At 73.1% G+C, this 25464-nt stretch carries 22 protein-coding genes; 19 read left to right on the top strand and 3 right to left on the bottom strand.

What is annotated here, in order from left to right:
• Positions 1-98 precede the first annotated feature (98 nt).
• A complete protein-coding gene (locus MU522_RS11225; protein ID WP_128190116.1) occupies positions 99-1715 on the top strand; it encodes a HAMP domain-containing sensor histidine kinase in 1617 nt (538 codons plus the stop codon).
• Positions 1712-2920: a diguanylate cyclase gene (locus MU522_RS11220; RefSeq protein ID WP_246991053.1), complete on the top strand. Its 1209-nt coding sequence runs from the start codon at positions 1712-1714 to the stop codon at positions 2918-2920. Before MU522_RS11225 ends, MU522_RS11220 begins: the two co-directional genes overlap by 4 nt.
• On the opposite strand, the gene MU522_RS11215 is transcribed toward MU522_RS11220, so the two are convergent.
• Positions 2902-3792 (bottom strand): response regulator transcription factor, encoded by an 891-nt coding sequence (locus MU522_RS11215; protein WP_246991036.1) that lies wholly within the window; start codon positions 3790-3792, stop codon positions 2902-2904. The genes MU522_RS11220 and MU522_RS11215 overlap by 19 nt on opposite strands.
• A 57-nt stretch (positions 3793-3849) precedes the next feature.
• Positions 3850-4353 (bottom strand): signal peptidase I, encoded by a 504-nt coding sequence (locus MU522_RS11210; RefSeq protein WP_246991034.1) that lies wholly within the window; start codon positions 4351-4353, stop codon positions 3850-3852.
• A 117-nt stretch (positions 4354-4470) separates the two neighbouring features.
• Between MU522_RS11210 and coaE the strand changes: the two genes are divergently transcribed.
• Positions 4471-5088 carry a dephospho-CoA kinase gene (coaE, locus tag MU522_RS11205; RefSeq protein ID WP_246991032.1) on the top strand — a complete coding sequence of 206 codons (618 nt, stop codon included), beginning with the start codon at positions 4471-4473 and terminating at the stop codon, positions 5086-5088.
• A gap of 9 nt (positions 5089-5097) precedes the next feature.
• Positions 5098-7149, top strand: a complete 2052-nt coding sequence (gene uvrB / locus MU522_RS11200; RefSeq protein WP_246991030.1) for an excinuclease ABC subunit UvrB — start codon at positions 5098-5100, stop codon at positions 7147-7149.
• A gap of 79 nt (positions 7150-7228) precedes the next feature.
• Here uvrB and MU522_RS11195 read toward each other — a convergent pair whose 3' ends face one another.
• Complete coding sequence (locus MU522_RS11195) at positions 7229-7870, bottom strand: GntR family transcriptional regulator (RefSeq protein ID WP_246991028.1); 642 nt, start codon at positions 7868-7870, stop codon at positions 7229-7231.
• Between the two features lie 250 nt (positions 7871-8120).
• On the opposite strand from MU522_RS11195, the gene MU522_RS11190 reads away from it, so the two are divergent.
• From MU522_RS11190 to MU522_RS11120, 15 genes are all read left to right on the top strand, one after another.
• Positions 8121-9296: an NRAMP family divalent metal transporter gene (locus tag MU522_RS11190; RefSeq protein WP_246993539.1), complete on the top strand. Its 1176-nt coding sequence runs from the start codon at positions 8121-8123 to the stop codon at positions 9294-9296.
• A gap of 14 nt (positions 9297-9310) precedes the next feature.
• Positions 9311-10081, top strand: a complete 771-nt coding sequence (locus MU522_RS11185) for a 5-oxoprolinase subunit PxpA (RefSeq protein ID WP_246991025.1) — start codon at positions 9311-9313, stop codon at positions 10079-10081.
• Positions 10078-10878 carry a putative hydro-lyase gene (locus tag MU522_RS11180; protein WP_246991023.1) on the top strand — a complete coding sequence of 267 codons (801 nt, stop codon included), beginning with the start codon at positions 10078-10080 and terminating at the stop codon, positions 10876-10878. The genes MU522_RS11185 and MU522_RS11180 overlap by 4 nt, the downstream gene beginning before the upstream one ends.
• A gap of 22 nt (positions 10879-10900) precedes the next feature.
• Entirely contained in the window at positions 10901-12454 is a 1554-nt protein-coding gene (locus tag MU522_RS11175; protein ID WP_246991021.1) for an urea amidolyase family protein, read from the top strand.
• Positions 12455-12467: 13 nt separating this feature from the next.
• Positions 12468-14186, top strand: coding sequence for a biotin carboxylase N-terminal domain-containing protein (locus MU522_RS11170; RefSeq protein ID WP_246991019.1), 1719 nt, complete (start codon positions 12468-12470; stop codon positions 14184-14186).
• A 75-nt stretch (positions 14187-14261) separates the two neighbouring features.
• Positions 14262-17138, top strand: a complete 2877-nt coding sequence (gene uvrA, locus MU522_RS11165) for an excinuclease ABC subunit UvrA (protein ID WP_146356132.1) — start codon at positions 14262-14264, stop codon at positions 17136-17138.
• Positions 17135-19048 carry an excinuclease ABC subunit UvrC gene (gene uvrC, locus MU522_RS11160; protein WP_246991017.1) on the top strand — a complete coding sequence of 638 codons (1914 nt, stop codon included), beginning with the start codon at positions 17135-17137 and terminating at the stop codon, positions 19046-19048. The genes uvrA and uvrC overlap by 4 nt, the downstream gene beginning before the upstream one ends.
• Complete coding sequence (gene rapZ, locus MU522_RS11155) at positions 19045-19908, top strand: RNase adapter RapZ (RefSeq protein WP_225792723.1); 864 nt, start codon at positions 19045-19047, stop codon at positions 19906-19908. The genes uvrC and rapZ overlap by 4 nt, the downstream gene beginning before the upstream one ends.
• A 14-nt stretch (positions 19909-19922) precedes the next feature.
• On the top strand, positions 19923-20903 hold the full coding sequence (whiA, locus tag MU522_RS11150) for a DNA-binding protein WhiA (RefSeq protein ID WP_146356128.1): 981 nt from the start codon (positions 19923-19925) through the stop codon (positions 20901-20903).
• Positions 20904-20997: 94 nt separating this feature from the next.
• Positions 20998-21621, top strand: coding sequence for a superoxide dismutase (locus MU522_RS11145; RefSeq protein WP_246991015.1), 624 nt, complete (start codon positions 20998-21000; stop codon positions 21619-21621).
• An 83-nt stretch (positions 21622-21704) separates the two neighbouring features.
• Complete coding sequence (gene gap, locus MU522_RS11140) at positions 21705-22712, top strand: type I glyceraldehyde-3-phosphate dehydrogenase (protein WP_146356124.1); 1008 nt, start codon at positions 21705-21707, stop codon at positions 22710-22712.
• A gap of 5 nt (positions 22713-22717) precedes the next feature.
• Positions 22718-23929 (top strand): phosphoglycerate kinase, encoded by a 1212-nt coding sequence (locus MU522_RS11135; RefSeq protein WP_246991012.1) that lies wholly within the window; start codon positions 22718-22720, stop codon positions 23927-23929.
• A gap of 8 nt (positions 23930-23937) precedes the next feature.
• On the top strand, positions 23938-24732 hold the full coding sequence (gene tpiA / locus MU522_RS11130) for a triose-phosphate isomerase (RefSeq protein ID WP_246991010.1): 795 nt from the start codon (positions 23938-23940) through the stop codon (positions 24730-24732).
• Between the two features lie 112 nt (positions 24733-24844).
• Positions 24845-25093, top strand: a complete 249-nt coding sequence (gene secG, locus MU522_RS11125; protein WP_128189698.1) for a preprotein translocase subunit SecG — start codon at positions 24845-24847, stop codon at positions 25091-25093.
• Positions 25093-25449, top strand: coding sequence for an RNA polymerase-binding protein RbpA (locus MU522_RS11120; RefSeq protein ID WP_128189680.1), 357 nt, complete (start codon positions 25093-25095; stop codon positions 25447-25449). The genes secG and MU522_RS11120 overlap by 1 nt, the downstream gene beginning before the upstream one ends.
• The last annotated feature ends 15 nt before the right edge of the window (positions 25450-25464 follow it).

Genomic DNA, 25464 nt, shown 5'->3' with positions numbered 1-25464 from the left:
ATGCCTCCTCGCCGCGACCCGGTCGGCCGCTCGCGCCGATCGTAGCGGCGGGGCCCGGGCGTGCGCCGAAGCGAGCCGCGGCGCGGTAGCGTCATCCCATGATCGCGGCGGTCATCCCAGCGCGCACCGGCACGGTGCGCCCCGACCGCACGCGCGAGCGCGCGACCGCCGTCAACCAGCTGCTGCTCGCCGCCGCGACGCTCGTCGCGTGCGGGCTGGTGGTCGTGCTCGGCGGCGTCTCCGACGCCGACCTGCTCTTCACGGGCGTGCTGCTCGTCTTCGCGCTCACGGTCGCCGCGCTCGTCGTGCCCTGGAACCGCGTGCACCCGGCGTGGGTCGCGCTCATCCCGATCGGCGATCTGGTCGCCATCTACATGCTGCAGATCGCCGATCCCGCGTCCGAGCTATGGCTGCTGTGGCTCGTGCCGGCCACCTGGCTCGCGACGGTCGGCGGCTGGCGGGGACTCGTGATCGGCGCCGGCGGCTCCTCGCTGCTGTTCTGGACGGCGCTGCTGTTCTCCGACGACCTGCCGAACCGCGTGCACATCTACCTCGGCCCGATCGCGATCGTGACCGCGGCCGTCATCGCCTTCGTCGGCGCGCGTCGGGCCGCGGCGCAGCGAGCGCTGCTCGACGAGCAGGCGGAGTACCTCGACCACGCGGTCGAGCGCGCCCGGCGGCAGGAGGATGCCGTGAGCGAGCTGCTCGACGCCGTCGACTTCGGCGTCGTGCGCATCGGCGCGGACGGCTCCATCTCGATCGAGAACGACGCGAACGCCCGCCTGACGGCCGTGGGTGAGGGCGGGCAGATGTTCGGGCCCGACGGCGTGACTCCCATCGAGCCCGGCATGACGCCGGCGGCCCGAGCGCGCCGCGGCGAGACGTTCGAGAACGAGCTGTCGTGGATCGGCCCGCCGGGGGAGAGCCGCCGCGCGCTGCAGTCGACCGCCCGGCGGCTCCTCGACGTCGACGGGGCCGACGCGGGCGCGATCCTCGTCACGCGCGACGTCACCGCGGAGCAGACGGCGGTGCACATGCGCGACGAGCTCGTCGCCTCGGTCTCGCACGAGCTGCGCACGCCGCTCACGAGCGTGCTCGGGCACCTCGACCTCGCGCTCGACGGCGGTGACGTCGGGCCGCAGGCGCGCCGCAGCCTCGAGATCGCCGAGCGCAACGCCTCGCGCCTCCTCGTGATCATCGGCGACATCCTCGCCGCCACCGCCGACGGACCGGGACGGTTCGACGTGCGCCCGGTGCGCGAGGACCTCTCGGCCGTCGTCGTGGCGTCGGTCGAGGCGCTCGAGCCGCGCGCCGCGGCGCGCAACATCGTCGTCGACACGTCGGGCATCGAGCCGGTCCACGCCGACATCGACCCCATCCGCATCCGCCAGGTGGTCGACAACCTCGTCGGCAACGCGGTCAACTACCACACGGGCGACGGGCTCATCGAGGTCGGGGTCACCTCCGACGACAAGCACGCGTGGCTCGTGGTGCGCGACGACGGGCCCGGCATCCCGGAGGACGCGCTGCCGCACCTGTTCGAGCGCCGCTACCGCGGCGCCACGGCGCGGGCGCCGGGCAACGGGCTCGGCCTCACGATCAGCAGGGACCTCGTGCGTGCGCACGGCGGGGAGATCACCGTCCAGAGCGAGCCGGGGAGCGGCGCGACCTTCGTGGTGCGCCTGCCCCTGCGCAGGAGCGGAGTGCAGGCATGACCCTCGACCCGGACACCGTCCGCCTCATCACCGCGCTCGTCGTGCACGTCGCGGGCGGCCTGTTCGTGCTGGAGACGATGGTCCGCAAGGACGACCGCGCCGGCCGCGTCTGGGCGCTCGGCTTCATCGGCGGCATGATCGCCACCGAGGCCTTCATCGTCTACACGGTGAGCGAGGGCAGCTGGTGGCCGCTCGCGATCGGCAACGCCGCCTGGGTCGCGTGCCTCGGGCTGCTGTGGCTCGGCTGCCGGGTCTTCAACGGCCGGGCCGCGCGGCGTCCCGCCTACGTGCTGGGCGCCACCGTGGCGCTCGTGTTCCTCGCCGCGCTCATCGACGTGCCGCTCGAGGGCGCCTGGTCGGGCGCCTGGGTGATGTTCGCCGCGAACGCCGCCTTCGGCGCGCTCGGCGCGTTCGAGACCTTCCGGCGGGGCGCGATGCGCCGCACCCGCACCGCGCTCGGCCTCGGCGTCGTGCTCGCGCTCGCATCGGTGTTCCAGGCGGTGCGGCTCGTGAGCGCCGTCACGCTCGGCACCGAGCACCCGGTGTTCCAGGAGTGGGTGAGCAGCGGCCTGGCCGGGGTGGCCACGATCTGCCTGTCGATCGTCGCCGTGACCGTCGCATCCGTCCTCCGCGCCGAGCAGGTGCGCCTGCGCGGCACCGAGGATTCGACGCTCATGGCGATCGCACCCGACGGCGTGCTGCTCGCGCCGTCGTTCTCACGGGTGCTCGGCGGCCGGCTCATGCGCGCCAACCGGCGCGCGGAGCTGTTCGGCGTGCTCGTGGTGCGCATCGACGCGCTCTCGCGGATCGCCACCGCCTTCGGCGCCGACGAGGCCGACCACGTGCGGCAGGCTGCCCGCGCCGCGGTGCGCCGCCTGTCGCCGACGACGGCGGCGCTCGGCACCGACGATCACGGCATCCTGATGCTCGCCTTCCAGCCCTCGTCGCCCGCCGACGCGCGCCAGCTCGCCGCGCGCATGCACCGCGCCATGCTCGACCAGATGCGCACGGCGGGCGTGCCCGTCGTGCCGCCGATCGGCATGGGCGTGAGCCTCACGAGCATCACCGGCTACGACCGCGAGGCGCTGATCGAGGCGGCGCGCTCGGCGGCGCGGCGCGCGATGGCGAGCGACGACGTGACGGTCGTGGTCGCCGGTGAGGACGACGAGACCGATCAGGCGCTGGGTCAGGCGGTGCGGCGGTAGCCGACGCCGCGCACGGTCTCGATCCAGCGGGGCTCCGAGGGCGACTCGCCGAGCTTGCGGCGCAGGTTGGCGACGTGCACCTCGATGGCGCGTGCGTCGTGCTCGCTGAGGAAGTGGTCGGGCTCGCCGCGCTCGCCGCGCAGCATGCCGGCCAGCTGCAGCTTGCTGACGACGCGGCGGCCGGAGCCGAGCAGCATGCGCAGGATGTCGAACTCGCTGCGCGTCAGCTCGACCTCGGCGCCGTCGAGCTCGACGACGCGCGCGCCCGGCTCGAGCCGCAGGCCGCGGTGCACGAGCGGGGCGACGCCCGGCTCGTCCTCGCCCCAGGGGGCCGACGACGCGTGCGCGGGGCTCGGCGCCACCTGGTGGGGGCCGGTGTGGTCGGAGACGCCCTGGCCCCAGCCCTGCGGCGGCTGCGGCGCCGACGGCGGGGGAGACGGATGCGTCGACGCGATCGCACGGGGACGGCGCATCATCGCCTCGATCCGGGCCCGCAGCTCGCGGGGCCGGAAGGGCTTCACGATGTAGTCGTCGGCACCGGTCTGGAGGCCCACGAGCGTGTCGATCTCGTCGCCGCGCGCGGTGATCATCACGAGGTAGGCGGTCGTCAGGCTGCGGATCTGGCGCGCGGTCTCGAAGCCGTCGATGCTGGGCATGTTGACGTCGATCGTCACGACGATCGGGTCGTGCTCGCGCACGAGCTCGACGCCCGCGGCGCCGTCGGCGGCGGTGTGGACGGTGAACCCGCCCTGCGTGAGGACCTGCGCGAGCAGCTCGCGGATGTCCTCGCCATCCTCGATGACGACGGCGACGTCCTCGTCCACGGGGCCTCCCAGGTCTCGCATCGCGCTCTTGGGTGCGACAGCGGTCATGCTACCTTCTGCGGTCCTCACGGAGACCACCTCCTCGTCGGGCGGGTCGATCCCGGCTCACACGAGCCGGCGCGCCGGCGGCGCCGCCGGCGACTTCGCGAACAGGACCACGGCGAGCAGGAGCCCGACCGCGGCGAGCAGGGGGAGGCCGAGCTTCGGCTCCAGCACCGAGGCGGCGACGGCGCCGATGCCGGGGACGCGGAGCGTCGGGGCCCAGGCCTCCGCGCCGACGCGGTGCTCCGAGACGCGCTCGGTGGCGTCCGCCGCCGTGGTGAGGCTCCACGAACCCGGGGCGAGCGCCTCCACGGCGACGATCCGCTCGGGCACGAGCGTGCCGCCGCTCGGGACGCTGACGACGTCGCCCTCGGCGAGGTCGGCGGTGGGCACGCGCGTCGTGACGAGCAGGTCGCCGGCCGCGTACGAGGGCTGCATGGCGCCGGTCGCGAGCACGACGGGGTGCGCGAGGCCGGCGAGCGCGGCTGCCCAGAGCACGGCGGCGACCGCGGCGGCGGCCGCGAGCAGCGCGAGCGTCGCGATGGCGATGCGTCGGAGGGCGATCACGGCGCCTCCTTCCCTGGGACGCTCGTGACGCTACGGCGGGCGCCTCAGCAGGCGCGGACGCCGCGGCGCAGGGAACGCTTGAGGTTGACTCAGGAAACGCCGTGGGAGACTGCTGCCATGCCCCTCGTCGCGCTCACCGGCGGCATCGCCTCCGGCAAGTCCACCATCGCCGGCCGCCTCGCCGAGCTCGGCGCGGTCGTCGTCGACGCGGATGCCGTCGTGCGCGAGCTGCAGCAGCCGGGGGAGCCCGTGCTCGCCGCGATCGCGGAGGCCTTCGGCCCGCAGGTGCTGCGCGCCGACGGATCGCTCGACCGCGCGGCGCTCGGCGCCGTGGTGTTCGCCGACGACGCGGCCCGCCGCCGCCTGAACGCGATCGTGCACCCGGCCGTCTCGGCCGAGTCGGGCCGCCGGTTCCGCGCGGCGCTCGAGGCCGACCCCGCGGCGGTCGTGGTCTACGACGTGCCGCTGCTCGTGGAGGCGCGCCCCGACGACCCCTGGGACCTCGTCGTCGTCGCCCACGCGCCCGAGGACATCCGGGTGCAGCGGCTCGTGGCGCTGCGCGGCATGACGGAGGCGGATGCGCGGGCTCGCGTCGCGTCGCAGGCGAGCGACGAGCGCCGGCTCGCCATCGCCGACGTCGTGATCGACACCGGCGGCGACCTCGATGCGACGGTCGCGCAGACCGATGCGCTGTGGCGGCGGCTCTCGCAGGAGCCTGTGGGCGGCCGCTCGTAGGCTGGAGGCATGGAACCGACCCGTGCCGTGCGGCCGTTCGAGGTCATCAGCGAGTACCAGCCGAGCGGCGACCAGCCCAAGGCCATCCGCGAGCTCGCCGACGCGCTCGGGCGCGGCGAGACCGACGTGGTGCTGCTCGGCGCGACGGGCACCGGCAAGAGCGCGACCACCGCGTGGCTCGTCGAGCAGGTGCAGCGGCCCACCCTCGTGCTCGCCCACAACAAGACGCTCGCCGCGCAGCTCGCCAACGAGTTCCGCGAGCTGCTGCCCAACAACGCCGTCGAGTACTTCGTCTCGTACTACGACTACTACCAGCCCGAGGCGTACATCCCGCAGACGGACACCTTCATCGAGAAGGACTCCTCGCTCAACGCCGAGGTCGAGCGGCTGCGGCACTCCGCGACGAACGCGCTGCTGTCGCGGCGCGACGTCATCGTCGTCTCGACCGTCTCCTGCATCTACGGCCTCGGCACGCCCGAGGAGTACCTCGAGGCGATGGTGGCGCTGCAGGTCGGCATGCGCGTCGACCGCCAGGCGCTGCTGCGCCGGTTCGTCGCGATGCAGTACCAGCGCAACGACGTCGCGTTCACGCGCGGCACCTTCCGCGTGCGCGGCGACACGATCGAGATCATCCCGATGTACGAGGAGCACGCGATCCGCATCGAGCTCTTCGGCGACGAGATCGAGGCGCTGTCGACGCTCCACCCGCTCACGGGCGAGGTGCTCGAGACGCACGACGCGGTGTCGATCTTCCCCGGCAGCCACTACGTGGCCGGCAACGAGCGCATGCACCGGGCGATGGAGCGCATCCGCGACGAGCTCGACGGCCGCCTGAAGGAGCTCGAGCGCGAGGGCAAGCTGCTCGAGGCGCAGCGGCTGCGCATGCGCACGACGTTCGACCTCGAGATGATGGAGCAGATCGGCTTCTGCTCGGGCATCGAGAACTACTCGCGCCACATCGACGGACGCGGGCCGGGGGAGCCGCCGCACTGCCTGCTCGACTACTTCGCCGACGACTTCCTCGTCGTGATCGACGAGTCGCACGTCACCGTGCCGCAGATCGGCGCCATGTACGAGGGCGATGCGAGCCGCAAGCGCTCGCTCGTCGAGCACGGCTTCCGGCTCCCGAGCGCGCTCGACAACCGGCCGCTGAAGTTCGACGAGTTCCTCGAGCGCACGCCGCAGAAGGTCTACCTGTCGGCGACGCCGGGCAAGTACGAGATGGGCCTCGCCGACACGGTCGTCGAGCAGATCATCCGCCCGACGGGCCTCGTCGACCCGAAGCTCGTCGTCAAGCCCACGAAGGGCCAGATCGACGACCTGCTCGAGGAGATCCGCGTGCGCGCCGAGCGCGACGAGCGCGTGCTCGTGACGACGCTGACGAAGAAGATGGCCGAGGAGCTCACCGAGTACTTCACGGAGGCGGGCGTGCGGGTGCGCTACCTGCACTCCGACGTCGACACGCTGCGGCGCGTCGAGCTGCTGACGCAGCTGCGGCAGGGCGTGTTCGACGTGCTCGTCGGCATCAACCTGCTGCGCGAGGGTCTCGACCTGCCGGAGGTGTCGCTCGTCTCGATCCTCGACGCCGACAAGGAGGGGTTCCTGCGCTCGTCGACCTCGCTCATCCAGACCATCGGCCGCGCCGCCCGCAACGTGTCGGGCGAGGTGCACATGTACGCCGACCGCATCACCGACTCGATGCGCCTCGCGATCGACGAGACCGACCGCCGGCGCGCGGTGCAGGTCGCGTACAACACCGAGCACGGCATCGACCCGACGCCGCTGCGGCGCCGCATCGCCGACATCACCGAGGTGCTCTCGCGCGAGCAGGCCGACACCGACGAGCTGCTCGCCGGCACCAAGCGCGGTGCGCCGACGCCGAGGCTCGCGCGCGACCGCTCCGATCTCGACGGGCCGGCGCAGCTGGAGGCGATCATCGCCGACCTCACGGCGCAGATGACCGAGGCGGCGGGCGAGCTGAAGTTCGAGCTCGCGGCACGCATCCGCGACGAGCTGCACGACCTGAAGCGCGACCTGAGGCAGATGCGCGCGGCGAGCTAGAGAGGCGGCCCTTTCGGGCCGCCTCCTCGCCGCACGCCGAGGCCCGTCCCGGGCCGAGGGGGCGAGCTATCCGCTCAACTCACCGCCGCCCCATCCGCGAGTATGCGCCCAGCACGCGCCGCTCCGAGTCGACGAGGTAGCGCTCGAGCTCCTCGGCGGCGCGGGCGGGCCCCTCGTCGGTGAGCGCCTCGAGCACGGTGCGGTTCTTCGCCACGAACGGGCGGTGCAGCGACTCAGGGTCGTCGATCGCGAGGAACGCGAGGCGCAGCTCCGCCGCGAGCTGGTCGTGCGCGCGCGTCAGGCGGGGGCTGTCGGCGAGCGACACGAGCGCCGCGTGGAACGCCATGTTGGCGCTGCCCACGACCGTCCAGTCGGCCCGGCCCAGCGCATCCTCGGCCCGTTCGAGCGCTGCGCGCATGGCGGTCACGCCGGGGTGCAGCGCCGACGCCTCGCGCAGCACGCCGCCCTCGATGAGCCGGCGCGCGCGGTAGATGTCGATGACGTCGGCGGTCGTGGGGGAGGCGACGGAGACGCCGCGGTGGGGCACGTGCTCGACGAGCCCGTGCTGGGCGAGCACGCGGAACGCCTCGCGGAGCGTGTTGCGGGAGACGTCGAGCCGGTCGGCGAGGGACGCCTCGGAGAGCCGCTCGCCGGGCGCGAACGCGCCCTGGATGATCTGCTCGCGCAGGGTGTCGGCGAGGGTCGTCCCGTGGTCGCTCATAGTCGGATGCTACGGCGCGATGCAACGAGGACGAAACATTCCGGACCCGGATTGTTCAACAATCGTTGCGACGATGTCCTACGGAAGCTACGCTCTGGTCTGCGCGCCCCGCGCAGCAGAGCCCTTCGACGGAGATGGGGATCCGATGACCGACGCACACCACACGACCGCCGGCGAGGCCGACGCGGGCACGAGGGCCAAGGCCTTCGCGAAGAGCCGGAGGGGCCCGATCCTCGGCGCCATCTTCCTCATGGCGACCTCGGCCATCGGCCCGGGCTTCATCACGCAGACCGCGACCTTCACCGCCCAGCTCGGCGCGGCGTTCGCGTTCGCGATCCTCGCCTCGGTGCTCATCGACTTCGCCGTGCAGATGAACATCTGGCGCATGATCACCGTCTCCGGCAAGCGCGCCGGCGACCTCGCGAACAGCGCCCTGCCCTACTCGGGCCACGTGCTCGGCGTGCTCATCATCATCGGCGGCCTCGCCTTCAACATCGGCAACATCGCGGGCGGCGGCCTCGGCCTCAACGCCCTGCTGGGGCTCGACCCGAAGATCGGCGGCCTGCTCACGGGCCTCCTGGCGATCGGCATCTTCCTCTTCAAGCGCGCGGGCCGCGTCGTCGACATCGTCGTCATGGTGCTCGGCATCGGCATGATCGTCATGACCGTCGCCGTCGCGATCGCGTCGCAGCCGCCGGTGGGCGACGCGCTGCGGCAGACGTTCGTGCCGGACGAGCTGAACTTCGCCACGATCACGACCATCGTCGGCGGCACGGTCGGCGGCTACATCACCTACGCCGGCGCGCACCGCTACCTCGAGTCGGGCCTCGTCGGCCCCGACCACGTGCAGGGCGTGCACCGCGCATCGATGCAGGGCATCCTCGTCACCGGCGTGATGCGCTACGTGCTCTTCCTCGCCATCCTCGGCGTGGTCGCGTCGGGCGTCACCCTCGACCTCTCGGGCCAGGCCGCCAACCCGGCCGGCCAGGCGTTCGGCGTCGTGCTCGGCGACGCGGGCCTGCGCATCTTCGGCTTCATCTTCTGGGCTGCCGCGATCACCTCGGTGATCGGCGCGGCGTTCACCTCTGCGACGTTCATGTCGGTCTTCTCGAAGCGCCTCGCCTCGGGCTGGCCGCTGCAGCTCGCGACGGTCGCGTTCATCGTCGTGTCGCTCATCGTCTACCTCCTCATCGGCACGGCGCCCGCGGCGATCCTGGTCTTCGTCGGCGGCTTCAACGGGCTCATCCTGCCGATCGGCCTCGCGATCTTCATGTACATCGGCTGGTTCCGGCAGCGCGACGTGCTCGGCGGCTACCGCTACCCGCGCTGGCTGCTGATCGTCGGCACGCTCGCGACGCTGCTCAGCCTCTACATGGGCATCATGTCCATCGGGCCGATCTTCGCCTTCCTGGGCGTCGGCGTCTGAGCGGGAGGAGCGGCATGACCACGATCGACCTCAACAGCGACCTGGGCGAGAACGTGCCCGACCGGGTCGTCGGCGACGACGAGGCGATGCTGCGCGTCGTCACGAGCGCGAACGTCTCCTGCGGCTTCCACGCCGGCAGCCCCCAAGGCATCCGCGCCACCCTCGCGGCCGCGGTCGCGCAGGGCGTCGCGATCGGCGCGCACCCCGGCTACCGCGACTACGAGGGCTTCGGCCGACTGCCGATGGACGTCGACTCGGCGACCCTGCAGGCCGAGGTCGAGTACCAGCTGGGTGCGCTGCAGGCGCTCGCGTCGGCGGTCGGCGGGCGCACGGTCTACGTGAAGCCGCACGGCGCGCTCTACAACGCGATCGCGCGCGACGAGCGCCAGGCGCAGGACGTCGTCAACGCCATCCGCGCGATCGATCCCTCGCTCGTGCTGCTCGGCCTCGCGGGCGGCGTGCTGCTCGACGTCGCCGAGCGGGCCGGCATCGCCACCGCGGCCGAGGCGTTCGCCGACCGCGCGTACACGCCGGAGGGGCTGCTCGTGTCGCGCACCGAGCCCGGCGCGGTGCTGCACGACCCGGCGCTCGTCGCGGCCAGGATGGTGCGGCTCGCGCAGGAGGGCGTCGTGCGCGCCGTCGACGGCACCGACGTCGCCGTGCGGGCCGAGTCGATCTGCGTGCACGGCGACAGCGAGGGCGCGATCGCGATGGCCGAGGCCACCCGCTCGGCGCTCGAGGCGGCGGGCGTCACGATCGCCCCGTTCGCCGGGGGCGCGCGATGAGCGCGCGCGCCTCCGAGGCGCAGCTCGCCGAGGCGCGCGCGGCGCGCGCCGCCTACCGCGGCGGCGCCGTCGCCCCGACGAGCGGCGTCGCGCACGGGCTCGTGCAGGCGAACCTCATCGCCGTGCCGGCCGACTGGGCGTTCGAGACCCTGCTGTTCGCGCAGCGCAACCCCAAGCCGTGCCCCGTGCTCGAGGTGCTGGAGGCCGGCCGCACCGAGTCGAGCCTCGCGCCGGGCAGCGACCTGCGCACCGACCTGCCCGCCTACCGCATCTGGCGCGACGGCGAGCTCGCGGAGGAGACCACGGATGCGTCGGCCGTGTGGGAGGAGCACCCGGACCTCGTCTCGTTCCTGATCGGCTGCTCCTTCACCTTCGAGGCGGGGCTCGCCGACGCCGGCATCCCGATCCGCCACCAGGAGCTCGGGCGCAACGTGCCGATGTACCGCACCTCTGTGGACTGCGCGCCTGCGGGTCGCCTGCGGGGCGAGCTCGTGGTGTCGATGCGGCCGATCCCCGCCGCGCGCGTCGCCGACGCCGTGGCGATCTCCGGCCGGTTCCCGGCCGTCCACGGCGCGCCCGTGCACGTCGGCGACCCGGCGTCGCTCGGGATCGCCGACCTCGGCGCGCCCGACTTCGGCGATGCGCCCGAGCTGCGCGACGGCGAGCTGCCGGTGTTCTGGGCCTGCGGCGTCACGCCGCAGGCGGCGATCATGGCCTCGCGCCCGCCGTTCGCGCTGACGCACGCGCCCGGCCACATGCTCATCACCGACGTGCCCGACGCGGCGTACGCGCTGTGAGCGCGGCGCAGGGGGCTCGGCGGTGAGGGTGCTGCCCGCCGCCGACACGGCGCTCCTGCTCGAGGCGGCCGACCTCGACGAGGCCATGCGGCTGCTGCCGGCGCTCGTCGCCGCCCGGCTCCCCGGCGTCACCGAGCTCGTGCCGGCCGCGCGCACGGTGCTCGTGCGCTTCGACCCCACGCTCGTCGACGCCCGGGCGCTCTCGGAGCGGCTGCTCGCGGTGGCCCCGGAGGAGTCGCGCGCAGCGGGCCTCGGCTCCGTCGTGATCCCGGTGCGCTACGACGGCGAGGACCTCGCCGAGGTCGCGCAGGTGCTCGGCGTGAGCGAGGACGAGCTCGTCGCTCGGCACCAGGCGGCCACCTGGACCGTCGCCTTCACCGGCTTCGCGCCCGGCTTCGGCTACCTCGTCGGCGACGACCCGCTCTTCGACGTGCCGCGCCGTCCGTCGCCCCGCACGCGCATCCCCGCCGGCTCCGTGGCCCTCGCGGGCCGCTTCTCGGGCGTCTACCCGAAGGAGAGCCCGGGCGGCTGGCAGCTGATCGGCCGCACCGACGCGCAGATGTGGGACCTCGACCGCGACCCGCCCGCGCTGCTCGCGCCCGGCACGGCGGTGCGCTTCGAGCGCGTCGACCGCGAGCTCGCCGCACCCGCGGCGCCGCAGCGCGACGCCGTCACGGCCGCCCACGCGGTCGAGGTCGTGCGGCCCGGCGTGCAGCTGCTCGTGCAGGACCTCGGCCGGCCCGGCCTCGCGGCCCAGGGCGTCTCGGCCTCCGGCGCCGCCGACCGCGGCGCGCTGCGGGAGGCGAACCGCGCCGTCGGCAACCCGCCCGGCACCGCCGGGCTCGAGCTCGCCGGCGGGGGAGCGGTGCTGCGGTTCCGCGGCCCCGCCGTGGCCGCGCTCGCCGGCGCCCACGCCGACGCGTCGCTCGAGACGCCGCACGGCCCGCACGCCGTCGAGCCCGAGCGTGCCGTCGCGGTCGACGACGGCGACGAGCTGCGCATCGGGGGCCTCCGCGACGGCCTGCGCACCATGATCGCCATCCGCGGCGGCATCGCCCTCGAACCGGTGCTCGGCAGCCTCGCGACCGACACGCTCGCCGGGCTCGGCCCCGCGCCGCTCGCAGCGGGGGACGCGCTGCCCCTGCACGGCCCGGCCGGCGGCACCGCAGCGGTCGAGCGCACCCGGGCCCCCCGCATCCGCCTGCCCCGCCCGGGCGACGTCGTCGAGCTCGGCATCGTGCTGGGCCCGCGCACCGACTGGTTCGCCGACGACGCCCTCGCGGCGCTCGTCGAGCAGGAGTGGCTCGTGACGCCGCGCTCCGACCGGGTGGGCGTGCGCCTCGAGGGCGCGACGCCGCTCGAGCGCTCCCGCGAGGGCGAGCTCGAGAGCGAGGGCGCGGTGACCGGCGCCATCCAGGTGCCGCCCGACGGCCAGCCGGTGCTCTTCCTGCCCGACCACCCGCTCACGGGCGGCTACCCGATCATCGGCGCGGTCGTCGACCGCGACCTCGACCTCGCCGGGCAGCTGCCGCCGGGCGCCCGCATCCGGTTCCGCATCGCGGCGCCGCCCCACTGACCAGGAGGACGACGTGGAGAAGATCCTGATCGCCAATCGCGGCGAGATCGCCGTGCGCATCGCGCGCGCCTGCGCCGAGGCCGGCTACCGCTCGGTCGCCGTGTACGCCGACCAGGACGTCGACGCGATGCACGTGCGGCACGCCGACGAGGCCGTCGCGCTCGAGGGCACGACCGCCGCCGAGACGTACCTCAGCATCGACGCGCTGCTCGCGGCCGCCCGCACCGCCGGCGCCGACGCGGTGCACCCGGGCTACGGCTTCCTCTCCGAGAGCGCCGCGTTCGCGCGCGCCGTCGAGGAGGCGGGCCTCACGTGGATCGGGCCGACGCCCGAGAGCATCGACGCGCTCGGCGACAAGGTCACGGCGCGCCGCATCGCGCAGGAGGCGGGCGCGCCGCTCGCGGCCGGCACCGACCGGCCGCTGGCCGACGCCGACGAGGCGGTCGCGTTCGCGCGCGAGCACGGGCTGCCGGTGGTCGTGAAGGCGGCGTTCGGCGGCGGCGGCCGCGGCCTGAAGGTCGCGCGCACCATCGACGAGGTCGCGGATGCGTTCGGCTCGGCCACGCGCGAGGCGATCGCGGCGTTCGGCCGCGGGGAGTGCTTCATCGAGCGCTACCTCGAGCGGCCGCGGCACGTCGAGGCGCAGGTGCTCGGCGACGGCGCGGGCGGCGTGGTCGTCGTCGGCGACCGCGACTGCTCGCTGCAGCGGCGCAGCCAGAAGCTCATCGAGGAGGCGCCCGCGCCCGGTCTCACCGACGCGCAGCGGGCCCGCATCCACGACGCGTCGCGCGCGATCTGCGCTGCCGTCGACTACCGCGGCGCGGGCACGGTCGAGTTCCTCCTGGGAGCCGACGGCACCATCTCGTTCCTCGAGGTGAACACCCGGCTGCAGGTCGAGCATCCGGTCACCGAGGCCGTCACCGGGGTCGACCTCGTGCGCGAGCAGCTGCGCATCGCCGAAGGGCTCGGCCCGTCGATCCGCGAGACGCCCGCGCCGTCGGGCCACGCGATCGAGCTGCGGCTGAACGCCGAGGACCCGGGTCGCGGGTTCCTCCCCAGCCCGGGCCTCGTCGAGGCGCTGCGGGCGCCGGCGGGCCCCGGCGTGCGCTGGGACGCGGGCGTCGAGGCCGGCGACCGCGTCGAGGCGGCGTTCGACTCGCTCGCGGCGAAGCTCATCGTGCACGCGCCCGACCGCGACGCCGCCCTCGTGCGCATGCGCCGGGCGCTCCGCGAGCTCGAGGTGGTGGGCGTCGCGACCGTGGCGCCGTTCGCCGAGGCGGTGCTCGACGAGCCCGCCTTCTCGACCGAGGGCTTCGCGGTCTCGACGCAGTGGATCGAGGCCGACCTCATGCCGCGCCTCGAGCCCCAGCTGCGGCCCGCGCCCGCCCCCGGCGCCCGGCTGCGCCGCGTGGCGATCGAGGTCGACGGCCGCCGCGTCGTGCTCGGGCTGCCCGACGGGCTGCTCGCGGCGCCCGGCGGCTCGGCGTCGGCCGCGGAGCCCGCCGCGCCGGCCGCGGACGCCTCGGCGGTGACGGCGCCCGTGCCGGGCACGCTCGTGCGATGGCTCGTGGAGGACGGGGCTGCGGTGGAGTCCGGCCAGGCCGTCGCCGTCGTCGACGCGATGAAGATGGAGACGCGCGTCGCCGCGCACCGCGCGGGCACGCTGCGGCGCCTCGCCGAGGAGGGCGCGTCGGTGGCCCTCGACGAGCCGATCGGGCGCATCGAGGGGTGAGCAGGGACGCCGTCGGGGGATGAGCCGAGCGCGAACACGGGCCGCCGTGTGGGTGGCCGCTCGTAGACTCGTCGGGTGACGACCAGGACCACGAACACCTCCGAGCTGCACGTGCGCGGCGCGCGCGAGCACAACCTCAAGGACGTCGATCTGCGCATCCCGCGCGACGCGCTGGTGGTGTTCACGGGGCTCTCCGGCTCCGGCAAGTCGTCGCTCGCGTTCGACACCATCTTCGCCGAGGGGCAGCGCCGCTACGTCGAGTCGCTGTCGGCCTACGCGCGCCAGTTCCTCGGCCAGGTCGACCGGCCCGACGTCGACTTCATCGAGGGGCTGAGCCCGGCGGTGTCGATCGACCAGAAGTCGACCAACCGCAACCCGCGCTCGACGGTCGGCACCATCACCGAGGTGTTCGACTACATGCGCCTGCTGTGGGCGCGCATCGGCGTGCCGCACTGCCCCGTCTGCGGCGAGCGCATCCAGCGCCAGACGGTGCAGCAGATCGCCGACGAGCTCATGGAGCTGCCCGAGCGCACGCGCTTCCAGATCCTCGCGCCGGTCGTCCAGCAGAAGAAGGGCGAGTTCGTCGACCTGGTGCGCAACCTCGTCGCCACCGGCTACTCGCGCGCCGTGATCGACGGCGAGCTCGTGCAGCTCGCCGACGCGCCGGCGCTCAAGAAGCAGCAGAAGCACGACATCGCCGTGGTCGTCGACCGGCTGGTGGCCGAGCCCGGCATGCTGACGCGCCTCACCGACTCGCTCGAGACCGCCCTGCGGCTCGCCGACGGGCTCGCGACGATCGACTACGTCGACCTCGAGGAGGACGACGAGGGCCGGCGCCGCACCTTCAGCGAGAAGCTCTCGTGCCCGAACCGGCACCCCGTCGCGCTCACCGAGATCGAGCCGCGCACCTTCTCGTTCAACGCCCCGTTCGGCGCGTGCCCCGAGTGCACCGGCATCGGCACGCGCATGGCCGCCGACGCCGACCTCGTGATCGCCGACGAGGCGCTGTCGCTGCGCGAGGGCGCGATCCTGCCGTGGACGCAGTCGGGCAAGGGGCTCTACACCTACTTCGAGCGGCTGCTCGGCGGCCTCGCGCGCGAGATGGGCTTCTCGCTCGACACCCCCTGGCGCGACCTCGACAGCGACGTGCGCCACGTCATCCTGCACGGCACCGAGGGCAACGTCATGGTCCAGTGGCGCAACCGCTACGGCCGGCAGCTGAAGTACGCGTCGGGCTACGAGGGCGTCATGCCCTACATCCAGCGCAAGCACACCGAGGCCGACAGCGACTGGGCGCGGTCGAAGCACGGCGAGTTCCTGCGCGAGGTGCCGTGCCCCGAGTGCGGCGGCGCGCGCCTGCGCCCCGAGGTGCTGGGCGTGCTCGTGCACGGCAGCTCGATCGCCACCGTCGCCGACATGAGCCTCGACGACGCGCACGCGTACATGCACGGCCTCGAGCTCGACGAGCGCGAGGCGCACATCGCGGCCGCGGTGTTGCGCGAGATCCGCGCGCGGCTCGACTTCCTCATCCGCGTCGGGCTCGGCTACCTGTCGCTCTCGCGCGCGGCCGCGACGCTCTCAGGCGGCGAGGCCCAGCGCATCCGCCTCGCCACGCAGATCGGCGCCGGCCTCACCGGTGTGCTGTACGTGCTCGACGAGCCCTCGATCGGCCTGCACCAGCGCGACAACCGCAAGCTCATCGGCACGCTCGAGACGCTCCGCGACCTCGGCAACACGCTCATCGTCGTCGAGCACGACGAGGACACCATCCGCACCGCCGACTGGGTGGTCGACATCGGCCCGGGCGCGGGCGAGCGCGGCGGCGAGGTGGTGCACTCGGGCACCTACGAGTCGCTGCTCGAGCACCCGACGTCGCTCACCGGCGCCTACCTCGCCGGGCGCGAGTCGATCCCGGTGCCCGAGCGCCGCCGGCCGCTCGACCCCGGCCGCAAGCTGCGCATCGAGGGCGCGCGGGCCAACAACCTGCAGGGCATCGACGTCGACATCCCGCTCGGCGTGTTCGTCGCCGTCACGGGCGTCTCCGGCTCCGGCAAGTCGACGCTCGTCAACGACATCCTCTACAAGGTGCTCGCCAACGCGCTCAACGGCGCGCGCCAGGTGCCCGCGAAGCACACGCGCGTCACCGGGCTCGGCCACCTCGACAAGGCGATCCACGTCGACCAGGGGCCGATCGGCCGCACGCCGCGCTCCAACCCCGCGACCTACACGGGCGTGTTCGACAAGATCCGCAACCTGTTCGCCGAGACCTCCGAGGCGAAGGCCCGCGGCTACCTCGCCGGCCGCTTCTCCTTCAACGTCAAGGGCGGCCGCTGCGAGGCGTGCCAGGGCGACGGCACGCTCAAGATCGAGATGAACTTCCTGCCCGACGTCTACGTCGAGTGCGAGGTGTGCCACGGCGCTCGCTACAACCGCGACACGCTCTCGGTGCACTACAAGGGCAAGTCGATCGCCGACGTGCTGGCGATGCCGATCGAGGAGGCCGCCGAGTTCTTCCAGCCGATCTCGTCGATCCACCGCTACCTGAAGACCCTGGTCGACGTCGGCCTCGGCTACGTGCGGCTCGGGCAGTCGGCGACGACGCTCTCCGGCGGCGAGGCGCAGCGCGTGAAGCTCGCGACCGAGCTGCAGCGCCGCACCTCCGGCCGCGCCATCTACGTGCTCGACGAGCCCACCACGGGCCTGCACTTCGACGACGTGCGGAAGCTGCTCGAGGTGCTCGACGGCCTGGTCGAGAAGGGCAACACGGTGCTCACGATCGAGCACTCGCTCGACGTGATCAAGAGCGCCGACTGGATCATCGACCTCGGTCCCGAGGGCGGCTCCGGGGGCGGCACCATCGTGGCGACCGGCACCCCCGAGGAGGTGGCGGAGGTCGAGGCCAGCCACACGGGCGGCTTCCTGAAGGAGATCCTGGGCGCGGGAGTGCGATGAGCCGCGCCCCCGGCTCGCGCACGGTCGCGTACAAGCCGGCGCCCGGCACGATCCCCACCGCGCCCGGCGTGTACCGCTTCCGCGACGAGCACGAGCGCGTGCTCTACGTCGGCAAGGCGAAGAACCTGCGGCAGCGGCTCGCGAACTACTTCCAGCCGCTCGAGACGCTGCACGAGCGCACCCGCCGGATGGTGCTGACGGCCGTGCGCGTCGAGTGGACGATCGTCGCGAGCGAGTTCGAGGCGCTGCAGCTCGAGTTCACCTGGATCAAGGAGTACGAGCCGCCCTTCAACGTGCAGTTCCGCGACGACAAGTCGTACCCGTACCTCGCCGTGACGATGCGCGACGACGTGCCGCGGGCGCTCATCACGCGCAACCGCGGCATCCGCGGGGCGCGCTACTTCGGGCCCTACACGAAGGTCTGGGCGATCCGCGAGACGCTCGACCTGCTGCTGAAGGCCTTCCCGATGCGCTCGTGCAGCCAGTCGGTCTACGACCGGGCCGAGCGCACCGGCCGGCCGTGCCTGCTGGGCGACATCGGCAAGTGCTCGGCGCCGTGCGTCGGGCGCGTCACGCTCGAGGAGCATCGTGCGACGGCCAACGACCTCGTCGCCTTCATGAACGGCGGCGACCAGGAGTTCGTCGACCGGGTGCGGGAGCAGATGCAGCGCGCGAGCGCGCGGCTCGAGTTCGAGCGGGCCGCGCGCCTGCGCGACCAGCTCTCGGCGCTCGAGACGGTGCTGGCGCGCACGAGCGTCGTGCTCTCCGACAAGGTCGACGCCGACGTCTTCGGCCTCGTGCACGACGAGCTGAGCGCGGCCGTGCACCTGTTCGCGGTCCGGGGCGGCCGCATCCGCGGCACGAAGTCGTGGGTGGTCGACACCGAGATCGACCTCACCGAGGGCGAGCTCGCCACCCAGGTGCTGCGCATCGCCTACGAGACGGGCGACCCGCCCGCGCGCGAGGTGCTCTTCCCGAAGCAGCCCGAGAGCGTGCACGAGCTCGAGGCGTGGCTCACCGACCGCCGCGCCGACCAGGGGCTCGGCGGGCGCGTCGCGGTGCGCGTCGCGCAGCGCGGCGAGAAGCGCCGGCTCGCCGACTCCGCGGCGGTCAACGCGGCCCACGCGCTGCAGGTGGCCCGCACGAAGCGCACGAGCGACTACGTCACCCGCTCGCAGGCGCTCGCCGACCTGCAGGAGGCGCTCGGCATGAGCGAGGCGCCGCTGCGCATCGAGTGCTTCGACGTCTCGCACCTCGGCGGCACCGGCGTCGTCGCGTCGATGGTGGTGTTCGAGGACGGGCTGCCGCGCAAGGACCAGTACCGCAAGTTCGCGATCGCGCAGACGACCGACGACACCGACTCGATCCACCAGATCATCACGCGCCGCGCGCGCTACCTCGTCGAGGGCGACCCGGAGGACACCGGGTCGCGGTTCGCCTACACGCCGCAGCTGCTGCTCGTCGACGGCGGCCGTCCACAGGTGCAGGCGGCGAAGCGCGCGCTCGACGAGGCGGGCGTGCGGGGCGTCGCGCTCGCCGGCATCGCCAAGCGGCTCGAGGAGCTGTGGCTGCCCGACGAGGAGTTCCCGGTGATCCTGCCGCGCTCGAGCGAGGCGCTCTACCTCGTGCAGCGCCTCCGCGACGAGGCGCACCGCGTCGCGATCGGCTACCAGCGGCAGAAGCGCTCGAGCGCGATCGAGTCGCAGCTGAGCGGCATCCCTGGGCTCGGGCCGTTGCGCGTGCGCGCGCTGCTCAAGCACTTCGGCTCGGCGAAGCGCGTGCGCGCGGCGAGCCCCGAGCAGCTGCAGGAGGTGGCGGGGGTCGGGCCGGCGCTCGCGCTGGCCGTGGCGCGAGCGCTCAGCGCCGATACGATGGTCGCCGAACCCCAGCGACAGGAATCGGAACCGTGAACGCAAGAGAGATCGTGATCATCACCGGCATGTCCGGCGCGGGTCGCACCACGGTCGCCAATGCGCTCGAGGACCTCGGCTGGTTCGTGGTCGACAACCTGCCGCCCACCATGCTCCGCGCGCTCGTGCGCACCGCCGCCACCAGCGCATCCACCGAGTCCCGCCTCGCGATCGTCGTCGACGTGCGCGGCGGCGCCCTCTTCGACGACGCGAAGCGCTTCGTCGAGATGCTGCGCGCCGAGCACTCCGTGCGGGTGCTCTTCCTCGAGGCGAGCGACGCCGAGCTCGTGCGCCGCTACGAGCAGGTGCGCCGGCCCCACCCGCTGCAGGGCGACGGCACGATCCTCGACGGCATCCGCATGGAGCGCACGCGCCTCGAGGCGCTGCGCGGCATGGCCGACGACCTGCTCGACACGACCGGCCTCAACCCCCACCAGCTGACGCGCCGGGTGGGGGAGCGCTTCGCGCCCGGCGGCGAGCTCGAGGTGACGCTGACGGTGATGAGCTTCGGCTTCAAGTACGGCATCCCCGTCGACGCCGACCTGATCGCCGACATGCGGTTCCTGCCGAACCCGTTCTGGAAGCCCGAGCTGCGGGGCCACGACGGCACCGAGCAGCTCGTGGCCGACTACGTGCTCGAGCAGGAGGGCGCGGCGGAGTTCGCCGATCGCTACCTCGAGGCGCTGCGGCCGGTGCTGGCCGGCTTCGCGCGCGAGAACAAGCTGCACGCCGTGCTGGGCGTCGGTTGCACCGGCGGCAAGCACCGCTCGGTGGCGATGGCCGAGCACCTGGCCTCGCGGCTGTCGGGCACGCCCGGGCTGCGCGTGGCCGTGAAGCATCGAGACCTGGGGCGCGAATGACGAAGGGAGCAGGCGTGGCATTGACCGACGACGTCAAGGAGGAGCTCGCGCGGGTGCGCGTGACGCGACCCCAGACGAAGGCGGCAGAGGTCGCGACCCTCCTGCGCTTCGCCGGCGGCCTGCACGTCATCTCGAACCGCGTCGCGGTCGAGAGCGAGCTCGACTCCGCCGCCGCCGCCGCGAGGCTCGCGCGCAGCATCCTCGAGCTCTACGGCGTGAAGGCCGAGATCGCCCGCATCTCGTCCTCATCGTCGAGCCGCTCGAGCGGCGCCTACCTCGTGCGGGTCATCGCCGAGGGCGAGACCCTCGCGCGGCAGACGGGGCTGATGGATGCGCGGCGCAAGCCCGTCCGCGGCCTGCCCAACAAGGTCACCACCGGCTCGCTCGAGGACCTCGCGGGCGTCTGGCGCGGCGCCTTCCTCGCCCAGGGCACGCTCTCGGACCCGGGGCGCTCCGCGGCGCTCGAGGTGGCCTGCCCGGGCAACGAGGCGGCGATGGCGCTCGTCGGTGCCGCCGGCAGGCTCGGCGTGCCCGCGAAGTCGCGCGAGGTGCGCGGCACGCACCGCGTCGTCATCCGCGAGGGCGAGCCGATCTCGCGCATGCTCACCACCATGGGCGCCCACGAGACCGTGCAGGCGTGGGCCGAGCTGCGGCAGCGGCGCGAGGTGCGCGCCACCGCCAACCGGCTCGTGAACTTCGACGACGCCAACCTGCGCCGGAGCGCGCAGGCGGCCGTCGCGGCGTGCGCGCGGATCGAGCGCGCGCTCGAGATCCTCGGCCCCGACGTGCCCGAGCACCTCGCCTACGCCGGCAGGCTGCGCGTCGAGCACCGCGACGCGAGCCTCGACGAGCTCGGCCACCTCGCCACCCCGACGATGACGAAGGACGCCGTGGCGGGCCGCATCCGACGCCTGCTCGCGATGGCCGACCGCGCCGCGCAGGACCGCGGCATCCCCGACACCGAGGCCGCCGTGCCGGAGGACATCGACGTGTGACGCCCGGCATCCGCGCTCCTGACTCGTGCAGGGGCCGTGGATAGGATCGAGACCGACCAATCGGCGCGCGACGCGCGCAAGAGAGGAGAGCCCCATGGCCGTCTACACCCTTCCCGATCTGCCCTACGACTACGCGGCACTCGAGCCCCACATCTCCGCGAAGATCATGGAGCTCCACCACGACAAGCACCACAAGGCGTACGTCGACGGCGCGAACACCGCGCTCGAGAAGCTGCAGGCCGCGCGCGACGCGGACGACCTGACGAACGTCAACAAGCTCGAGAAGGACCTCGCGTTCAACCTCGGCGGGCACACGAACCACACCGTGTTCTGGAACAACCTCTCCGGCGACGGCGGCGGCGAGCCCGAGGGCGAGCTGCAGGCCGCGATCGGCGAGTTCTTCGGCGACTTCTCGAAGTTCCAGGCGCACTTCACCGCGAACGCCACGGGCATCCAGGGCTCCGGCTGGTCGGTGCTCGCGTGGGACTCGATCGCCTCGCGACTCAACGTCTTCCAGCTCTTCGACCAGCAGGGCAACGTGCCGGTCGGCGCGCACCCGATCCTCATGCTCGACATGTGGGAGCACGCCTTCTACCTCGACTACCTCAACGTCAAGGCCGACTACGTCAAGGCGTTCTGGAACATCGTCAACTGGCAGGACGCCCAGGCCCGGTTCGACGCCGCCAAGGCGAAGACCGCGGGACTCATCGTCCGCTGACCCGAAACGTCACCATGTGACCGGGGCCCCGGGCACGTCGCCCGGGGCCTCTTCTCCACCCCGACAGTCAGGAAACCCATCCCATGACTCTGAAGGTCGCCATCAACGGCTTCGGCCGGATCGGCCGCAACTTCGTCCGTGCAGCGCTTGCCCAGGGCGCTGACATCGACGTCGTCGCGGTCAACGATCTGACCGACAACAAGACCCTCGCCCACCTGCTGAAGTACGACTCGGTCTCCGGGCCGATCGACGCGCCGGTGAGCTTCGACGAGAGCCACATCCGCGTCGGCGACGACGACTTCCGCGCCTTCGCCGAGAAGGATCCGTCGAAGCTGCCCTGGGGCGAGCTCGACGTCGACGTCGTCATCGAGTCGACCGGCCGCTTCACGAAGGTCGAGGAGGCCTCCGCGCACCTGACGGCCGGCGCGAAGAAGGTCATCCTCTCCGCTCCCGCGAAGGGCCCCGCGCCCACGTTCGTGATGGGCGTCAACCACGAGCAGTACGACCCCGAGAACGACCACGTCATCTCGAACGCGTCGTGCACGACGAACTGCCTCGCGCCGCTCGCGAAGGTCTTCCACGAGTCGTTCGGCATCGAGCGCGGCCTCATGACGACGGTGCACGCCTACACGGCCGACCAGAACCTGCAGGACGGCCCGCACAGCGACCTGCGCCGCGCCCGCGCCGCAGCGCTCTCGATCATCCCGACCTCGACCGGCGCCGCGAAGGCCATCGGCCTCGTGCTGCCGGAGCTCAACGGCCTGCTCGACGGCTACGCGCTGCGCGTGCCGACGCCGACCGGCTCGATCACCGACCTGACGGTGCAGACCCGCGACGGCCTCACCGTCGACGAGATCAACGCCGCCTACAAGGCCGCCGCCGAGTCGGGCCCGCTCAAGGGCTACCTGCAGTACACCGAGGACGAGATCGTCTCGAGCGACATCGTCGGCAACCCGTTCTCGTCGATCTTCGACTCCGGCCTCACCAAGGTGATGGGCGACCAGGTCAAGATCTCGTCGTGGTACGACAACGAGTGGGGCTACTCCTGCCGCCTCGTCGACCTCGCCGAGCACGTGGGCTCGAAGCTCTGATCCGCATGGCGATCCGCACGCTCGACACCCTCGGCGACCTCGCCGGCAGGACCGTCCTCATCCGGTGCGACTTCAACGTGCCGCTGCAGGACGGCGAGATCACCGACGAGGGGCGCATCGTCGCATCGCTGCCGACCCTCCGCGCCCTGCTCGAGCAGGGCGCGAGGGTCGTGGCGATCTCGCACCTCGGCCGCCCGAAGGGCGCGCCGGAGGCGAAGTACTCGCTCGCGCCGGTGGCGCGGCGGCTGGAGGAGCTGCTCGGCTCGCCGGTCGCCTTCGCCGCCGACACGGTGGGCGAGGATGCGCAGCGCGTGCGGATCGCCCTGCAGGACGGGCAGCTCGCGCTGCTCGAGAACCTGCGCTTCGACCCGCGGGAGACCAGCAAGGACGCCGCCGAGCGCGCGGCCCTCGCCGCCGAGCTCGCGACCGGGGCCGACGCGTTCGTCTCCGACGGCTTCGGCGTCGTGCACCGCGAGCAGGCGAGCGTCTTCGAGCTCGCCCAGGCGCTCCCGAGCGCCGCCGGCCTGCTCGTCGAGCGCGAGCTCGACGTGCTCTCGCGCCTGACCGAGTCGCCCGAGCGGCCGTACGCGGTCGTGCTCGGCGGCTCGAAGGTGAGCGACAAGCTCGGCGTCATCGAGCACCTGCTGCCGCGCGTCGACCGCCTGCTCATCGGCGGCGGGATGCTCTTCACGTTCCTCGCCGCGCAGGGCCACGGCGTCGCCGCGAGCCTCCTCGAGGAGGAGCAGCTCGAGCGCGTGCGCGGCTACATCGCGCAGGCCGAGGAGCTGGGGGTCGAGCTGCTGCTGCCGACCGACGTCGTCGTCGCCGAGTCCTTCGCCGCCGACTCGGCGCACGAGACCGTCGCGTCCGACGCGATCGAGCAGTCCCGCTTCGGCGCCTCGGGCATCGGGCTCGACATCGGGCCCGACTCCGCCGCGGCCTTCGCCGACGCCATCCGCGGTGCGCGCACCGTCTTCTGGAACGGCCCGATGGGCGTGTTCGAGATGGAGGCGTTCGCGGCCGGCACGAAGGCCGTCGCCCAGGCGCTCACCGAGGTGGACGGCCTCGCGGTCGTCGGCGGCGGCGACTCCGCCGCCGCGGTGCGCCAGCTCGGCTTCGCCGACGACGACTTCGGGCACATCTCCACCGGCGGCGGCGCGAGCCTCGAGTTCCTCGAGGGCGCCCGGCTGCCGGGCCTGGAAGCACTGGGCTGGTGACGAGAGGAATGGCCATGACCACGAGCCGCACCCCGCTGATCGCGGGCAACTGGAAGATGCACCAGGACCACCTGCAGGCGATCGCGCTCGTGCAGAAGCTCGCCTGGACGCTGCAGGACGCGAAGCACGACCACGCGGCGGTCGAGGTGGCGGTCTTCCCGCCCTTCACCGGCCTGCGCAGCGTGCAGACGCTCATCTCGGCCGAGCGCTTCGAGCTGCGGCACGGCGCCCAGGACGTCTCGGAGCACGACGCGGGCGCCCACACGGGCGAGGTGTCCGCCGCGATGCTCGCGAAGCTCGACTGCGCCTACGCGATCGTCGGCCACTCCGAGCGCCGCCAGGACCACGGCGAGACCGACGCGATCGTCGGCCGGAAGGCCGCCGCGGCGCTCCGCCACGGCGTCACGCCGGTGATCTGCGTCGGCGAGACGGCTGAGGACCTCGAGCAGCACGGCGCATCGGCGGTGCCCGTGCAGCAGCTGCGCGACGTGCTCGCCGAGCTGCCCGCGGCCGGCGAGATCGTCGTCGCGTACGAGCCCGTCTGGGCGATCGGCTCGGGCCAGGCGGCCACGGCCGACCAGGCGCAGCAGGTGTGCCAGGCGCTGCGCCAGGCGCTCGCCGAGGTGCGCGGCGACGAGGCGGCGGCGGCGACCCGCATCCTCTACGGCGGCAGCGTGAAGTCGGGCAACATCGCCGGCTTCATGCGCGAGCCCGACATCGACGGCGCGCTCGTCGGCGGGGCGAGCCTCGACGCGGCGGAGTTCGCGGCCATCAGCCGCTTCCAGCACCACATCGGCACCTGAGCCGCCTCCGCGGCACCCGGCCGCCGGGAATCCCTGCGGTAGGATGCTCGTTGGACTTCCCGTGGCCTGCGCCACGGCATCGACCTCGGTCGAGGATTCGGAAAGAGGGCTAGTGGAGATTCTCCAGATCATCATGCAGGTGATCCTCGGCATCACGTCTGTGCTGCTGACGCTGTTCATCCTGCTGCACAAGGGCCGCGGAGGCGGCCTGTCCGACATGTTCGGCGGCGGCGTCGGCTCGTCGCTCGGCTCGTCGGGCGTCGCGGAGCGCAACCTCAACACCATCACCGTCGTGGTCAGCCTCGCCTGGCTCGCGTCGATCGTGGTGCTCGGCCTCATCACCAAGATCGCGGGCATCTGATGGCCTCCGGTGGCAGCGCGATCCGCGGCTCGCGCGTCGGCGCGGGCCCCATGGGCGAGCAGGACCGCGGCTTCCACGCCGAGCGCGTGGCGGTCTCGTACTGGGACGCGATGGGCAACGAGACGGTCCGCTACTTCGCGGCCGACCTGCCCGAGGACGAGATCCCCGAGGTGATCGACTCGCCGTCGACGGGCCTGCCCGCCGGCCGCGACAAGGAGCACCCGCCGCAGCTCTCGAAGAACGAGCCGTACAAGACGCACCTCGCCTACGTGAAGGAGCGCCGCACGCCCGAGGAGGCCGTGCAGCTGCTCGACGAGGCGCTGCAGAAGCTGCGCTCCGCCGAGGGTCGCGGCTGACCCGCGACCGACCTG

The organism is Agrococcus sp. SCSIO52902, assembly GCF_022983135.1.
In the GTDB taxonomy this organism is placed as follows: Bacteria; Actinomycetota; Actinomycetes; order Actinomycetales; family Microbacteriaceae; genus Agrococcus; species Agrococcus sediminis.
The sequence above is the reverse complement of the archived record's forward strand: the minus strand, read 5'-3'. Positions and strand labels throughout refer to the sequence as shown.

Bases quoted from the DNA above. Each gene is read 5' to 3' on its own strand.
- MU522_RS11225 (WP_128190116.1), top strand. From the start codon at position 99: ATGATCGCGGCGGTCATCCCAGCGCGCACCGGCACGGTGCGCCCCGAC.
- MU522_RS11220 (WP_246991053.1), top strand. From the start codon at position 1,712: ATGACCCTCGACCCGGACACCGTCCGCCTCATCACCGCGCTCGTCGTG.
- MU522_RS11215 (WP_246991036.1), bottom strand. From the start codon at position 3,792: ATGACCGCTGTCGCACCCAAGAGCGCGATGCGAGACCTGGGAGGCCCC.
- coaE (WP_246991032.1), top strand. From the start codon at position 4,471: ATGCCCCTCGTCGCGCTCACCGGCGGCATCGCCTCCGGCAAGTCCACC.
- uvrB (WP_246991030.1), top strand. From the start codon at position 5,098: ATGGAACCGACCCGTGCCGTGCGGCCGTTCGAGGTCATCAGCGAGTAC.
- MU522_RS11195 (WP_246991028.1), bottom strand. From the start codon at position 7,870: ATGAGCGACCACGGGACGACCCTCGCCGACACCCTGCGCGAGCAGATC.
- MU522_RS11190 (WP_246993539.1), top strand. From the start codon at position 8,121: ATGGCGACCTCGGCCATCGGCCCGGGCTTCATCACGCAGACCGCGACC.
- MU522_RS11185 (WP_246991025.1), top strand. From the start codon at position 9,311: ATGACCACGATCGACCTCAACAGCGACCTGGGCGAGAACGTGCCCGAC.
- MU522_RS11180 (WP_246991023.1), top strand. From the start codon at position 10,078: ATGAGCGCGCGCGCCTCCGAGGCGCAGCTCGCCGAGGCGCGCGCGGCG.
- uvrC (WP_246991017.1), top strand. From the start codon at position 17,135: ATGAGCCGCGCCCCCGGCTCGCGCACGGTCGCGTACAAGCCGGCGCCC.
- MU522_RS11145 (WP_246991015.1), top strand. From the start codon at position 20,998: ATGGCCGTCTACACCCTTCCCGATCTGCCCTACGACTACGCGGCACTC.
- gap (WP_146356124.1), top strand. From the start codon at position 21,705: ATGACTCTGAAGGTCGCCATCAACGGCTTCGGCCGGATCGGCCGCAAC.
- MU522_RS11135 (WP_246991012.1), top strand. From the start codon at position 22,718: ATGGCGATCCGCACGCTCGACACCCTCGGCGACCTCGCCGGCAGGACC.
- tpiA (WP_246991010.1), top strand. From the start codon at position 23,938: ATGGCCATGACCACGAGCCGCACCCCGCTGATCGCGGGCAACTGGAAG.
- MU522_RS11120 (WP_128189680.1), top strand. From the start codon at position 25,093: ATGGCCTCCGGTGGCAGCGCGATCCGCGGCTCGCGCGTCGGCGCGGGC.